The organism is Modestobacter lapidis (genome assembly GCF_054780755.1).
In genome coordinates this window covers 436,179-450,149 of the sequence record NZ_BAAGVS010000002.1, presented here as the reverse complement: position 1 = coordinate 450,149, position 13,971 = coordinate 436,179, and the positions used below count along the sequence as shown (strand labels likewise).

Genomic DNA, 13,971 nt, shown 5'->3' with positions numbered 1-13,971 from the left:
CGCACGGTCAACCGAGCCGCTCGCCGGTGTGGCCGGGGCGGGTCAGAAGGTGATGCCCAGGGCGAGCCCCCCGAGCAGGTACACCGCAGCGGTGATCAGCACGATGCCGATCACGTTGAGGATGACGCCGGCGCGGAGCATCTGCCCGATCGTCACGTACCCCGAGCCGAACACGATGGCGTTGGGGGGCGTGGCCACCGGCAGCATGAAGGCGCAGGTGGCAGCCAGGGCCGCCGGCACGAGCAGCACCAGCGGGAACAGGTCCAGGCCGAGAGCGACCCCGCCGAGGACCGGCAGGAACGCCGCCGCGGTGGCGGTGTTGCTGGTGACCTCGGTCAGCAGGATCACCACCGTGGCGGTCAGCAGCACCAGGACGATCGCCGGCAGGGTGCCCACCGCACCGACCTGGCTGCCCACGTACTCGTCGAGCCCGCTCTCCTGCACCGCCGCGGCCAGGCTCAGGCCGCCACCGAAGAGCAGCAGCACGCCCCAAGGCAGCTTCTGCGCCTGGTGCCAGTCCAGTGCCGAGACCCCCTCGCGGGCCTTGACCGGGATCAGGAACAGCGCGACGGCCGCGGCGATCGCGATCGCCGCGTCGCTGAGGTTCGCCACGAACGGCAGGACGTCGGTCAGCGCCTCCCAGCCGGTGAGCGGCTGACGCAGGATCCACAGCAGGGCCGTGGCGACGAACACCACCAGCACCGTCCACTCACCGCGGGACATCGGCCCGAGCTGGTCGATCTCGTCCTGGATCACCTGCTTCCCGCCGGGGATCTCCCGCAGCTTCGACGGGAAGGCGACCTTGGTGAGCACCAGCCAGGCCAGGACCAGGAAGACCACGGCCAGCGGCAGGCCGAGCAGCATCCAGGCCCCGAAACCGAGTTCGATGTCGTAGTTCTGCCGGACGAAGGCGGCCAGGATCAGGTTGGGCGGGGTGCCGATCAGCGTGGCGAGCGAGCCGATGCTCGCCGCGTAGGCGATCCCGAGCATCAGCGCGACGGCGAAGTTGCGGGTGTCCTTGTCCCTGATCAGCTCGGTCACCGCGCCGGCGCCCTCGCCAGCGCCCTCGCCGGCGCCCTCGCCGGCGCCCTCGCCGTCGGCGGCCCGGTCGACTGCTTCCTTGTCCCCGCTGCCGGCCACCCGGTCCAGCACCAGCATGAGCACGCTCAGCCCGATGGGCAGCATCAGCACCGTGGTGGCGGTGTTGCTCACCCACATGCTGAGGAAGGCGGTGGCGAGCATGAAGCCGGCGATCAGCCGGGGCGGCTTGGTGCCGACCGCCCGCACGGTGAGCAGGGCGATCCGCCGGTGCAGCTCCCACTTCTGCATCGCCAGGGCGATCATGAAACCGCCCATGAACAGGAAGATGTTCGGATTGGCGTAGGGCGCAGTGGCCTCGGCCACCGGGAGCACCCCGAGCAGCGGGAACGCGACGATGGGCACCAGCGCCGTCGCCGGCAGCGGCAGGGCCTCGGTCATCCACCAGACCGCCAGCAGCACCGCGACCGCCGCCGTCGTCCGCCCGGCCGTGCTCAGCGCGTCGTCCTGGGCGAGCAGGAAGTAGACGAGCAGCGCGAGCACCGGCCCGCTGAGCCGGCCCACCCACTGGCGGCCGACCGGGACCGACGTGTCGGTGACGTCCGCCTGGCCCGCCACCGGCTGGTCCCCGTCCCGGCCGGTGGCGGGCCCGCGGCGGTCCGTCACCTCGGAGCCGGGTACCTGCTGCTCTCCGCGTCGCGCCACCGTGCATCGTCTCCTCGCCGCTGGCCGTCGGCCCGGGCGGTGTGGTCCACGGCACGGCGGTGACCGCAGCGTAGAGCCGCCGACCCGCCGTCGACCAACGGAGGAACTCCCCCGGCAGACCGGCTCCGTCCACCGCCCGGAACGCCGGGCACCGACCTCCCGGCCCGGTCCGTGCTGCCCGGCAGCGCGCAGCTCCGCGGCCAGCGGGCCGAGGACGGCGGGGTAGCGCAGCGCCAGGTGCACCAGCAACGGGGTCGACATGTCGTCAGTGCGCCGAGTCGACACGTCGACAAGTCGAGGCGACCGCGCGTGCCGTCGCGGGCGCCGGAGAGCGCCGCTCACGTGCCACGATGCCGGCATGAAGTCGTTCGGCGCGGTTGCTGCCGTCCTCGCCATGCTGGCCGTCGGTACCGCCGGCATGGTGCTCGGTGAGGCCGATGACTCCCCCGGGCTCCAGGGTCTGGGCGCTCTCCTCGTCGTGGGTGCCCTGGCGCTCGGCGTACGGGCCGCCCGACGCGGCACGCCCGAGGTCGGCCGCGGGCGCTGACCCGCATGCCCGAGCACCGACGACCTGCGGCCCGCGACGTGCGGGAGGACGTCGGCGAACGGCACCCAGCGGGCCCGAGCTCGGGCGCACCGTGGTGCGGCGGAACCGCCACCTGGCTCGCGAGCTGTGCCCCCCGACCGCCCCGGCCGGCGGTCACACCGACCGATCGGACGCCGGCGACGCCAGCTCCCGCCGCTGCTCGGCGCGCAGCCGGCGGCCGGTGCGCCGCCACCACTCGGCCATGACGGCGACAGCCAGCAGCAGCTCGATGACGTCACCGCCGTAGTACAGGAGCTGCGCCCCGCGCCGCACCTCCCCGGCCGCGCCGAGGGCCGCCGGGGTGGTGGCGAACAGCGTCTTGGCCAGCACCGCGTGGCCCGCGGCGAGCACCACCAGCACGACCAGCCGGACCGGCGTGCCCGGCCGGCGGGGCATCGGGTCCGCGCCCACCAGCAGCCAGCTGACCAGGCAGCCGGTGAGCACCATGTGCCCGTGCACCAGCAGGTGCAGCGCCGCAGACGCGTGCAGCAGGCCGTACAGCGGGGTCAGGTACACCGCGGCCAGCGACCCCAGCTCGAGGACGACGACCACCGCCGGCGCGGTGAGCACCCGCGCCGGGCGGCTGCGCAGGGCGCCGAGCAGCACCCGGCGCGGCCGGCGCGGCAGGGTGCGCAGCGCCAGGGTGACCGGCGCGGACAGGGCGAGCAGCAGCGGCACCAGCATGGTCAGCAGCAGGTGCTGGGCGACGTGGCCCGGAAAGGTGTCGGCGCGGGCGGTGACCGGCGGCGCCAGGGCGACCGCCGCGCAGCCGGCCGCGGCGAGGGCCGCGCGCAGCCGCCCGGGCGGCCAGCCGGCGCCGCGCCGGGCCAGCGCCACCACCCCGGCCAGGTACAGCGCGCCGCCCGCCAGCGGAAGGGCTGCCGCGATGAGCCACGCCGGCGGCCCGGTCGCTGTCCCGTGGGCGAGCAGCGCGGCGCCGGTCACCGCCGGACGTCGGCCAGCGGCCGGGCGGGGCCGCGCAGCAGCAGCAGCCCGACGACCAGCGGCACCGCCCCGCTGACCAGCCAGGCCACGTCGTAGGGCAGCAGGTCCACGCCGTAGCGCACCTGGTGGACCTGCAGCAGCTTGTGGTGCACCAGCCCGTCGTAGACCTGGAACGCACCTGCCCCGGTCAGCCCGCCGGCCCAGACCCGGCGGGGCACGGTCGCCTGCCGGCGGTGCAGGTCGGCCAGCACGAACAGCCCGACCACCACCGCCGTCCAGCTGAAGGCGTGGAAGAGGCCGTCGGAGACCAGCCCGGCGGCGCTGGTGCCCCGGTCGTAGAAGTGGTGCCAGTGCAGCAACTGGTGGAAGACCACCTCGTCGACGAAGCCCGCGACACCGACGCCGATCAGGACGCCGGTGCCCACCGACCGCCCGCTGAGCGCCCGCGCCCGCGGGTCTGCTGGTGGCGCCACGGCTCCTCCTTGCTCGGCTGCCCGACCGCTACCCGGGCCCGGCCGCGGCACACGCCAGACTGGGGCCCGTGCTGCCACCGCCCGGAACGCCGGGCACCGACCTGCCGGTCCGCTCCGCGCTGCCCGCTCTGGACGCGGCGCTGGACGCGGCCGGCTGCGCGGTGCTGGTCGCCCCGCCGGGCACGGGCAAGACGACGCTGGTGCCCCTCGCGCTGGCCGGCCGGCTGCCCGGCCGGGTGCTGGTCGCCGAGCCGCGGCGGGTGGCCGCCCGGGCCGCAGCCCGGCGGATGGCCGCCCTGCTCGGTCAGCCGGTGGGCGCCTCGGTGGGCTACAGCGTGCGCGGGGACAGCCGGCGCAGCGCCGGCACCCGGGTCGAGGTGGTCACCACCGGGCTGCTGGTGCGCCGGCTGCAGGCCGATCCGGAGCTGCCCGGGGTCGCCGCGGTGGTGTTGGACGAGTGCCACGAACGGCAACTGGACACCGACCTGGCGCTGGCCTTCGCCCTCGACGTCCGGGCGGCGCTGCGGCCGGAGCTGGCGCTGCTGGCCATGTCGGCGACCGCGCAGGCAGCGCGGTTGGCCGTGCTGATGGGCGGGGACGGCGCCCCGGCGCCGGTGGTGGAGGCGGCCGGCAGCCTGCACGACGTGCAGCCGGTATGGTGCCCGCCCGACCCGCCGATGGCCCCACCGCACGGCACCCGGGTCGACCCGCGGCTGCTCGACGCGGTCGCCGGCACGGTGCGCCGGGCGCTGGCCGAGACCACCGGCGACGTGCTGGTGTTCCTGCCCGGAGCGGCCGAGATCGGCTCGGTGGCCGGCCGGCTGTCCGGCCTGGACGCCGACGTCCGGCCGCTGCACGGCCGGCTGCCGCCTGCCGAGCAGGACGCCGCGCTCGTCCCGGGGCCCCGGCGGCGGGTGGTGCTGGCCACCGACGTGGCGGAGACCAGCCTGACCGTGCCGGGGGTGCGCACGGTGGTGGACGCCGGGCTGGCCCGGGTGCCCCGCTTCGACGTCGCCCGCGGCCTGGGCGCGCTGGTGACCGTGCGGGTGTCGCGGGCCGCGGCGGTGCAGCGCGCCGGCCGGGCCGGCCGGGAGGCGCCGGGCCGGGTGTACCGGCTGTGGTCGGCCGCCGAGCACGACCGGCTGCCCACGGCGGCCGAGCCGGAGGTCGCCGTCGCCGACCTCACCGGGTTCGCCCTGGAGCTGGCCTGCTGGGGCGCACCGGACGGCGCCGGCCTGGCGCTGCCCGACGCCCCGCCGGGCGCGGCGTTCACCGTGGCCCGCGCCACCCTGCGCGAGCTCGGCGCCGTGGACGACGCCGGCCGCGTCACCCCGCGCGGGCGCTCGCTCACCGCCGTCGGGGCGCACCCCCGGCTGGCCCGGGCGCTGCTGGACGGGGCGCCGCTGGTCGGCCGCCGGCGGGCCGCGGAGGTGGTGGCGCTGCTGTCGGCCGACGTCCCCAGCCGCAGCGACGACCTGGTCGCCGACTGGCGTGCCCTGCGCACCACCCGCGGCGGACCAGCCGCGCGGTGGCGGGAGGAGGCCGACCGGCTGGCCCGGGCGGTGCCCGCGGCGCCGGGCACCGGCCTGACCGACGACGTCGCGGCCGGGCTGGTCGTCGGCCTGGCGCAGCCGGGTTGGCTCGCCCGCCGCCGGCCGGGCACCGAGCGCACCTACCTGCTCGCCGCGGGCACCGGCGCGGAGCTACCGCCCGGCACCGCGCTGGCCGGCGCCGAGTGGCTGGCCGTCGCGGCGGCCGACCGGGCCCCGGGCCGGCGGGACGCCCGGGTGCGCTCCGCGGTGGCCGTGGACGTGGCGACCGCGCTGGAGGCCGGGGCGGCCGCGCACACCGACGGCCCGGAGGTCGCCTGGCGGGAGGGCGACGTGCGCGCGGCCCGGGTCGAGCGGCTGGGGGCGATCGTGCTCACCGAGCGCCCGCTGCCGCACCCCGACCCCGCCGCGGTGGCCGCCGCGGTCGCCGAGGGGCTGCGGCGGGAGGGCGTGGCGCTGCTGCACTGGACGCCGGCTGCCGGAACGCTGCGCGAGCGGCTGGCCGCGGCGCACGCCGGGCTCGGCGACCCGTGGCCGGCCGTCGACGACGACGCCCTGCGCGACGCCCTGGCCGCCGGCCCCGCGGTGGCCTCCGCCCGCGACCGCACCGAGTTGGGCCGGATCGACGTGGTGGCGGCGCTGCGCGGGCTGCTGCCCTGGCAGCTCGCCGGCCGGCTCGATGAGCTCGTGCCCGAGCGGGTGGAGGTGCCCACCGGGTCGCGGGTGCGGGTCGACTACGCCGACCCGGCGGTGCCGACGCTGTCGGTACGGGTGCAGGAGGTGTTCGGCTGGGCCGACGCGCCGGTGGTGGCCGGCCGCCGGCTGCGCCTGCAGCTGCTCTCCCCCGCCTCCCGGGTGATCGCCACCACCGCGGATCTCGCCGGCTTCTGGATCACCGGCTGGCCGGCGGTCCGCAGCGAGCTGCGCGGCCGCTACCCGCGGCACCCCTGGCCGGAGGACCCCGCCACGGCGACCCCGACCCGGCGGGCCGCGCCGCGCCGGCCGGCCCGCTGAGGCGGCGGACCCGTCGCTCAGCGGCGGGTCTCGGGGAACAGCAGGTCGACGAACCGCTCGACGGTCGGCCGCGGCTCGTGGTTCGCCAGCCCGGGCCGCTCGTTGGCCTCGATGAAGACGTGCTCGGGGCCCTCGACGTCGGGGACCATGAAGTCCAGCCCGGTCAGCGGGATGTCGATGGCCCGGCTCGCCCGGACGGCGGCCTCGGCGATGTCGGGGTGCAGCCGGTCGGTGACGTCCTGGATCGTGCCGCCGGTGTGCAGGTTCGCCGTCCGCCGGACCTGCAGGCGCGCGCCGCGGGGCAGCACGTCGTCCATCGACCGGCCGGCCGCGGCGACGACCTCGGCGGTGGCGTCGTCCAGCGGAATCTGCGACTCCCCACCGGTCGCCCGCTCGCGGCGGCGGCTGGTCGACCGGATCAGCGCCGCGACGTCCTGTTCTCCGTCGCCGACCACCTCGGCGGGCCGGCGGACCGCCGCCGCCACCACCTCGTGGTCGATGACGACGACCCGCAGGTCGTCCCCGGCGACCAGCTCCTCCACCAGCACGTCCGGGCAGAAGCCGAGCGCCAGGTCGACGGCGGTGGCCAGCGCGTCCGGCGAGTCCACCCCCACGGTGATGCCCCGCCCCTGCTCACCGCGCGCCGGCTTGACCACCACCCGGCCGCACTCGGCGAGCAGCTCGGTGGCCGACGCCAGGTCGTCCGCGGCGGCCACGGCGCCCCGCGGCACCCGCACACCGGCGCGCTCCAGGATGCGTCGGGTGACCCGCTTGTCGTCGCAGCGGCTCATCGCCACCGCGCTGGTCAGCTCCGACAGTGACTCCCGGGTGACCAGCGACCGCCCCCGGTGGGTCAGCCGCAGCTCGCCCCAGGCCGGGTCGGTGACCTCCACCCGGATGCCCCGGCGCAGCGCCTCGTCGGCCACGACCCGGGCGTAGGGGTTGAGCTCGTCCAGGCCCGGCGGGCCGCCGGCGAACAGCGGCCGGTTGATCGGGTTCTTCCGCTTGACGCAGACCGCGGGGGCCGGCCGGAAGCCGAGCTTGCGGTAGAGCGTGATGGCGGCGGTGTTGTCGTGCAGCACCGACAGGTCGAGGTAGGCCCGCCCGCGGGCGGCGTACCGCTCGGCGAGCAGCCGGACCAGCGCCTCGCCCACCCCCGGCGGGGCGGCCTGCGGATCGACCGCCAGGCACCACAGGCTGGTGCCCTGCTCGGGGTCGCCGAAGGCGCGCACGTGGTCGACGCCGGTGACGGTGCCGACCACCGCGCCGGTGCGGGTGTCCTCGGCGACGAGGTGGGTGTAGACCCGCGTGCGGTGGTTGCGCCACACGGTCAGCTCGTCGGCCAGCACCATGCCGTTCTGCGCGTAGAGCCGGTTGATCTGGGCCACGTCGTGCGGCGAGGTGACCGTGCGGACGAAGACGTCCCGGACGGAGTCGCGCCGCGGGCGGTAGCGGTGCAGGTCGAGCCGGTAGGTGTAGGAGGGGTCGACGAACAGCTCGTCGGGGGCCAGCCCGACCAGCACCTGCGGGTCGCGGGGGTAGACGCAGATGTCCCGTCGTCCGGTCTCCTCCGCGCGCAGCGCGTCGACGATGCCGCGCTGCTCGTCGAAGGTGTTGCCGAAGACCAGCCGCCCCCAGCCGAGGTCGAGCACCACGTCGGCGTCCATGCCGCGGAGCTGGTGCTGGGAGGGCCGCTGCCAGGACGAGCTGGTGAACTGCGGAAGCGGATCCGGCATCCGCTGGGCGCGGTGCCCGGCCAGGCGGCGGAAGGCAGAGGACATCTCAGGCGCCGTTCTCCTGCAGCCACATCTCCAGCAGCCCCAGTTGCCAGAGCTGGTTGCCCCGCAACGGGGTGAGCGCGGCGTTGGGGCCGGCCAGCAGGTGCTGGACGTACTCGGGGCGGAAGAGGCCCCGGTCGCGGGCCGCGTTGCTGGCGAGGGCATCGCGGACGGTGTCGAGCACCTTCCCCTCCAGGTGGGTGATCGCCGGGACCGGGAAGTAGCCCTTGGGCCGGTCGATGACCTCCGGCGGGATGATCCGGCGGCCGATCGACTTGAGCACCCCCTTGCCGTCCTGGGCCAGCTTCAGCTCCGGCGGGCAGGCCGCAGCCAGCTCGACCAGGTCGTGGTCGAGGAAGGGCACCCGGGCCTCGATGCCCCAGGCCATGGACATGTTGTCCACCCGCTTGACCGGGTCGTCGACGAGCATCACCTCGCTGTCCAGGCGCAGCGCGGCGTCCACCGCGGTCTCCGCGCCCGGTGCGCTCATGTGCTCCCGGACGAAGGCGAGGCTGGGATCGTCCGCAAGGGCGTACCGGTCGGCGACGACCTGCTGCATGGCGGCGTGGTCGCGGTCGAAGAAGCTCCGGGCGTAGGTGGCGACCGCCTCCTGCCGGCCGACCCCGGCCAACGGCGGGTACCAGTGGTAACCGGCGAACACCTCGTCCGCGCCCTGCCCGGACTGCACCACCCGGATGGACTCGCTGACCCGCTCGCTCAGCAGGTCGAAGGCGACGGCGTCGTGGCTGACCATCGGCTCGCTCATCGCGCCGACGGCGTGCCCCAGGGCGCCGACCAGCTCGTCGGAACCGACCCGGATCCGGTGGTGGTCGGTGCCGAACCGCTCGGCGATGACGTCGGAGTACCGGAACTCGTCGCCCTCCTGCCCCGCCACCGCGTCGAAGCCGATGCTGTAGGTCGCCAGGCCGGTCTGCCCCTCCTCGGCGAGCAGGCCGACGATGAGGCTGGAGTCCAGGCCACCGGAGAGCAGGACACCGACCGGGACGTCGGCGACCAGCCGACGGCGCACCGCCACCCGCAGCGCGTCCTCGATCGCGTCCTCCCAGTCCCGGGCCGACCAGCCGGCGTGCTCCGGGCGGCGCTCGTACCGGGGCTGCCAGTACCGGTGGTCGGTGCTCGAACCGTCGGCCTCGACCACGCGGACGGTGGCCGGCGGCAGCTTCCGGACGCCGTTGAGGATGGTGCGCGGCGCGGGCACCACGGCGTGCCAGGTCAGATAGTGGTGCAGCGCCACCGGGTCGACGGAGGTGTCGATGCCACCGGCCCGCAGCAGCGCCGGCACCGTGGAGGCGAACCGCAACCGGCCCGGGGTCTCGGCCAGGTAGAGCGGTTTGATGCCCAGCCGGTCACGGGCCAGCACCACCCGCCCGGAGTCCCGCTCGTGCAGGACGAAGGCGAACATGCCGTGCAGGTGGTCGACCACGGCCGTGCCCCACTGGGCGTACCCCTTCAGCACCACCTCGGTGTCGCTGGTGGAGCGGAACCGGTGACCGAGCGCGGTCAGCTCGGCGCGCAGCTCGGCATGGTCGTAGATGCAGCCGTTGAAGACCGCCGTCAGGCCCAGCTCCTCGTCGACCATCGGTTGCGCGCCGTTCTGGGACAGGTCGATGACGCTGAGCCGACGGTGGCCGAAGGCGACGCGGCCCACGTCCCAGACCCCCTGCCCGTCGGGACCCCGCGGAACCAGCTCCTCGACCATCCGGGCGACCGCCGCGGTGTCGGCCGCCGTGCCGTCGAACGTGATGTCGCCGCACAGGCCACACATGGGGCACCTCTTCTCTCAGTCGGTCACGGAGCCGGCATCAGCAGGGCTCCGCCAGCAAGCGGTCTTTCGACCAGGGGGTGCCGGCCGGTCAGCCGTTACCCCGTCTGCGACACCACCAGCATGTACCCGAAGGCCACGACGAAGATCACCAGCAGGGTCAACAGGATCAGCGTCCGGGCACGGTTGCGGGGCATCCGCCCCTTCTCGTCGGCGTGGTCGCGGTCGCGGGGTGAGTCGGTCACTGCCATACCTCCAGGGGACGCACGGTGGCAGCGCCGCCGTGCGGGCGGGCCCGCCCGGTCGCGGCTCTCCTCGGGCGGATGTCTGCGGACGACTGCCGTCCGATCCAGGACCGGACGGCCGATCGCCGGTGGGCGGGCGTCAGGTGGCGTGGCCCTCCTCGACGTCCGCGTCGTCGGGCAGGTCCTGCGGAACCCCCTCGGACGGAGCGCGGTGCCGCCCCGGCTCCAGGTCCTCCGCCAACCGCTGGGCAACTTCCGGGATCTCCTGGGCTTCGGTCACGCCCCGTCACCTTCCCCGCGCCTCGGTGATCCAACCGGACGGGTTCGGCGAAGCCCTCGGCTGGCAGGCTCCCGGGGGACGGGAGGAGCCGAGCATGCTGGAACAGGCCTGGGCGGCGCTGGGCGGCGCCCCGGGGCTACTGCCGCTGGTCACCGTCTCCGGTTCGACCGGGCTGCGGTCGGTGCTGCCGGTCGGCGCACTGGCCACCGGCGCCGTCGCCGCCCAGCGGCTGGCCGCCCGGGAGCTGGCCGCCGGCGACCGTGGCCCGGGGCCGGTGGCGGTGGACGCCGCCCACGTCGGGATCGCCTTCCGCAGCGAGCGCTTCCTGCGACTCGACGGGATGCCGGCCGGGGCCGGGTTCGCCCCGCTGTCCCGCTTCCACCGCACCGCCGACGGCTGGATCCGGCTGCACGCCAACTACCCGTGGCACCGGGACGCCGCGCTGGCCGCCCTCGGCCCCGACCCGGTGACGGCGATCGCCGGGCGGACCAGCGCCGAGGTGGCCGAGTCGGTGGTCGCGGCCGGCGGGATCGCGGCCGCCGTCCGGACACCCGAGGAGTGGGCCGGCTCGCCGCAGGGAGCCGCCGCGTGGGAGCTGCCGCTGCTGCGGCTGCGGCCGGCCGGGCCGGCATCCGCACGGTCCCGTCAGGTGCACGGGCTGCGCGTGCTGGACCTGACCCGGGTCATCGCCGGCCCGGTCGGCACCCGCACGCTGGCCGCCGACGGCGCCGACGTGCTCCGCATCGAGAGCCCGCGACTGCCGGAGGACCCGGCAGCGGCGCTGGACACCGGGCCGGGGAAGCGGCACACGACGCTGGACCTGGCCTCCGCCGGCGACCGGGCTCGGTTCGAGGACCTGCTGTCCCGGGCCGACGTGCTGGTCCAGGGCCACCGCCCCGGCGCGCTCGCCGCGCACGGGCTGGCCCCGGAGCTGCTGGCCGAGCGGCACCCGGGTCTCGTGGTGGTCTCGCTGTCGGCCTGGGGTGCGGCCGGCCCGTGGGCGCACCGGCGCGGTTTCGACTCGATCGTGCAGGCCGCCACCGGCATCGCCTCGGTCACCGCCGGGGACGACGGCAGACCCGGGGTGCTCCCGGCGCAGGCGCTGGACCACGCGGCCGGGCACCTGATCGCGGCCACCGTGCTGCGGGCGCTGCGCGAGTCGGCCCGGCAGGGCGGCAGCTGGCACGGCGAGCTGTCCCTCGCCCAGCTCGCGCACTGGCTGCTGACCGCGCCCCGCGGAGTGGCGACCGGTAGCGGGGCCGTCGACCCGGCGCCGTACCTCGCCGAACTGGACACCCCGGCCGGCCGGCTCACCGTGGTCCGCCCACCGGGCGCGCCGACCTGGCGGTCCGGTCCGGTACCGGTCCACCCGGCCGGCGCCGACTGGCTGCCGCGCTGACGCCGGATCCGGTTCAGGCCGGTTGCAGCTCCGCGACGACGGACGCCGGGGCGGGCTCGTGGCCCAGTGGCCGGCGCCGGAACGATCCGGTGCCGTGCGCGACCGCCCGCAGCGCGCCGGCGTAGTCGAGCAGCTCCCGCTCGGGCACCTCCGCGGTGATCGTCGTCCGATCCTGCTCGGGATCGGGCGTGCTGCCGGTGACCCGGGCCCGCCGGCCGGACAGGTCGCCGAGCACCGATCCGACGTGCTCGGCCGGCACCGTGACCGCCACGGCGCACCACGGCTCGAGCACCCGGGTGCCCGCGGCCGCGACCAGCTCGCGCACGCCCAGGGCGCCGGCGGCCTGGAAGGCGGCGTCGGAGGAGTCGACCGAGTGCGCCTTGCCGTCGACCAGGGTGACCGCGACGTCGACCAGCGGCCGGTCGTGCCCGACGCCGGCGGCGGCCTGCGTGCGCACGCCCTTCTCCACGCTGCCGTGGAAGTGGGTGGGCACCGCGCCACCGACCACCCGCTGGTCGAAGGTGATCCCCGACCCGGGCGGGCCCGGCCGGCCCTCCAGCACAACGACGGCGTACTGGCCGTGCCCACCGGACTGCTTGACGTGCCGGGCGGTGACCGTCGCCGGGCCGGCCAGCGTCTCCACCAGCGGCACCCGGACCGGCGGGGTCTGCACCGCCACGCCGTACTTGTGGCGCAGCCGGTCCAGCAGCACCTCGGCGTGGGCGTCGCCGACGCACCACAGCAGCACCTGACCGGTGTCGCTGCGCCGTTCCAGCCGGATCGTCGGATCCTCGGCCAGCAGCCGGGTCAGCGCGGCGGACAGCCGGTCCTCGTCGGCCCGCGACGGCGCCTCCACGGCCACCGGCAGCTGCGGCTCGGGCAGCTGCCAGGGCGGCACCAGCACCGGGCGTTCCGGGCTGGACAGCGTGTCGCCGGTCTCCGCGCTGGACAGCCGGGCGACCGCGCAGATGTCACCCGCCGGGCACTCGGGCACCGGACGCAGCGTGGCACCCAGTGCGCTGGACAGCGCGCCGATCCGCTCGTCGGCGTCGTGGTCGGGATGACCCCAGTCGGCCAGCCCGTGCCCGGAGACGTGCAGCGCCACGTCCGGGCGCAGGGTGCCGGAGAAGACCCGGACCAGCGAGACCCGGCCGAGGTAGGGGTCGGTCGTCGTGCGCACCACCTCGGCGACCAGCGGGCCGTCCGGGTCGCAGCCCAGCGGGGGCAGCGGGCGCCCGGCGAGGTCGGTGAGCTGCGGGCACGGTCGCTGCAGCGGCGCGGGGAACGCCGCCACGACCAGGTCCAGCAGCTCCCGCACGCCGGTCCCGGTCAGCGGGGCGACGCAGACCACCGGGTGCAGCTCCCCCCGCACGACCGCCGTTCCGAGGTCGGCGGCGACCTCGGCGCCGGAGACCTCCTCGCCGGCGAGGTACCGGTCCATCAGGGTCTCGTCCTCGCTCTCGGCGATGACGGCCTCGATCAGCTCCGCCCGCAGCCGGGCGGCCTCCGGGTGGCCCGGCTGGGGCTCCAGGAGGGACACCGCCGGCTGCGGCGTGCCGTCGGGCCCGCGCTCGACGAGCTGCAGCAGGTGGACACCGGCCCCGAAGCGCTCCCGGCAGCTGCGCACCACCTCGGCGACGTCGGCGCGCGGCCGGTCGACCTGGGTGACGACCACGGCCCGCGGCAGGCCGACGGCGCGGCACTCGTCCCACAGCAGCTCGGTGCCCGCGTCGACGCCCGCCACGGCGGAGACCACGAACAGCGCCGCGTCCGCGGCGCGCAGCGCGGCGCGCACGTCACCCAGGAAGTCCGGCGCCCCCGGGGTGTCGAGCAGCGTGAGCCGGTGCCCGGCGTGCTCGACGGTCGCGGCGTGCAGCGACACCGAGTGCTGCAGCCGGACCTCGACGTCCTCGGTGTCCAGGCAGGTCGTGCCGTCCTCGACCCGGCCGGCCCGCAGCAGCGCGCCGGTGGCGACCACCAGCGCCTCGGCCAGCGTGGTCTTCCCCGCACCGGCCCGGCCCACCAGTGCCACGTTGCGCACCCGCTCCGGTGGGCGTGGGGCGGGCGCGCCGGACTGCTCACGGCTGTTGTCGGTGCGATTGCGACTGCCCATCGGACCTCCGCGAAGACGTCGTCGTCCCCCTGTCCGCCCAGCCTGGCCCTCCGGCCCCGCGG

General features: G+C 76.4%; 11 protein-coding genes. 3 read left to right on the top strand and 8 right to left on the bottom strand.

Annotated elements, in window-relative coordinates:
• Positions 1-42: 42 nt before the first annotated feature.
• Entirely contained in the window at positions 43-1,743 is a 1,701-nt protein-coding gene (locus tag ACYVG5_RS04795; RefSeq protein WP_460682992.1) for an SLC13 family permease, read from the bottom strand.
• Positions 1,744-2,101: 358 nt separating this feature from the next.
• On the opposite strand from ACYVG5_RS04795, the gene ACYVG5_RS04790 reads away from it, so the two are divergent.
• Positions 2,102-2,290: a hypothetical protein gene (locus ACYVG5_RS04790; RefSeq protein WP_222049740.1), complete on the top strand. Its 189-nt coding sequence runs from the start codon at positions 2,102-2,104 to the stop codon at positions 2,288-2,290.
• Between the two features lie 153 nt (positions 2,291-2,443).
• Here the strand turns inward: ACYVG5_RS04790 and ACYVG5_RS04785 are convergent, their stop codons facing one another.
• Together ACYVG5_RS04785 and ACYVG5_RS04780 are read right to left on the bottom strand one after the other, a co-directional pair.
• The gene (locus tag ACYVG5_RS04785) at positions 2,444-3,274 is read right to left on the bottom strand and encodes a cytochrome c oxidase assembly protein (protein WP_222049739.1); all 831 of its coding nucleotides are present in this window, start codon (positions 3,272-3,274) and stop codon (positions 2,444-2,446) included.
• Complete coding sequence (locus ACYVG5_RS04780) at positions 3,271-3,747, bottom strand: DUF2243 domain-containing protein (protein ID WP_222049738.1); 477 nt, start codon at positions 3,745-3,747, stop codon at positions 3,271-3,273. Before ACYVG5_RS04780 ends, ACYVG5_RS04785 begins: the two co-directional genes overlap by 4 nt.
• A 68-nt stretch (positions 3,748-3,815) precedes the next feature.
• On the opposite strand from ACYVG5_RS04780, the gene hrpB reads away from it, so the two are divergent.
• Complete coding sequence (hrpB, locus tag ACYVG5_RS04775; protein WP_222049737.1) at positions 3,816-6,311, top strand: ATP-dependent helicase HrpB; 2,496 nt, start codon at positions 3,816-3,818, stop codon at positions 6,309-6,311.
• A 17-nt stretch (positions 6,312-6,328) separates the two neighbouring features.
• On the opposite strand, the gene ngg is transcribed toward hrpB, so the two are convergent.
• From ngg to ACYVG5_RS04755, 4 genes are all read right to left on the bottom strand, one after another.
• Positions 6,329-8,092, bottom strand: coding sequence for an N-acetylglutaminylglutamine synthetase (gene ngg, locus ACYVG5_RS04770; protein ID WP_222049736.1), 1,764 nt, complete (start codon positions 8,090-8,092; stop codon positions 6,329-6,331).
• A 1-nt stretch (position 8,093) separates the two neighbouring features.
• The gene (locus ACYVG5_RS04765) at positions 8,094-9,875 is read right to left on the bottom strand and encodes an N-acetylglutaminylglutamine amidotransferase (protein WP_222049735.1); all 1,782 of its coding nucleotides are present in this window, start codon (positions 9,873-9,875) and stop codon (positions 8,094-8,096) included.
• Positions 9,876-9,970: 95 nt separating this feature from the next.
• On the bottom strand, positions 9,971-10,117 hold the full coding sequence (locus ACYVG5_RS04760; RefSeq protein WP_222049734.1) for a hypothetical protein: 147 nt from the start codon (positions 10,115-10,117) through the stop codon (positions 9,971-9,973).
• Between the two features lie 139 nt (positions 10,118-10,256).
• Positions 10,257-10,397, bottom strand: coding sequence for a hypothetical protein (locus tag ACYVG5_RS04755; RefSeq protein ID WP_222049733.1), 141 nt, complete (start codon positions 10,395-10,397; stop codon positions 10,257-10,259).
• 94 nt (positions 10,398-10,491) lie between these two features.
• Here ACYVG5_RS04755 and ACYVG5_RS04750 point away from each other — a divergent pair, with 94 nt between their 5' ends.
• Positions 10,492-11,796 carry a CoA transferase gene (locus ACYVG5_RS04750; RefSeq protein WP_460682991.1) on the top strand — a complete coding sequence of 435 codons (1,305 nt, stop codon included), beginning with the start codon at positions 10,492-10,494 and terminating at the stop codon, positions 11,794-11,796.
• Positions 11,797-11,809: 13 nt separating this feature from the next.
• Here the strand turns inward: ACYVG5_RS04750 and ACYVG5_RS04745 are convergent, their stop codons facing one another.
• Positions 11,810-13,909 carry an elongation factor G-like protein EF-G2 gene (locus tag ACYVG5_RS04745; protein ID WP_222049731.1) on the bottom strand — a complete coding sequence of 700 codons (2,100 nt, stop codon included), beginning with the start codon at positions 13,907-13,909 and terminating at the stop codon, positions 11,810-11,812.
• Between the last annotated feature and the right edge of the window lie 62 nt (positions 13,910-13,971).

What these genes read in the sequence shown, in the direction of transcription:
- ACYVG5_RS04790 (WP_222049740.1), top strand. Translation starts at nt 2,102, where the DNA reads ATGAAGTCGTTCGGCGCGGTTGCTGCCGTCCTCGCCATGCTGGCCGTC.
- ngg (WP_222049736.1), bottom strand. Translation starts at nt 8,092, where the DNA reads ATGTCCTCTGCCTTCCGCCGCCTGGCCGGGCACCGCGCCCAGCGGATG.
- ACYVG5_RS04765 (WP_222049735.1), bottom strand. Translation starts at nt 9,875, where the DNA reads ATGTGTGGCCTGTGCGGCGACATCACGTTCGACGGCACGGCGGCCGAC.
- ACYVG5_RS04750 (WP_460682991.1), top strand. Translation starts at nt 10,492, where the DNA reads ATGCTGGAACAGGCCTGGGCGGCGCTGGGCGGCGCCCCGGGGCTACTG.
- ACYVG5_RS04745 (WP_222049731.1), bottom strand. Translation starts at nt 13,909, where the DNA reads ATGGGCAGTCGCAATCGCACCGACAACAGCCGTGAGCAGTCCGGCGCG.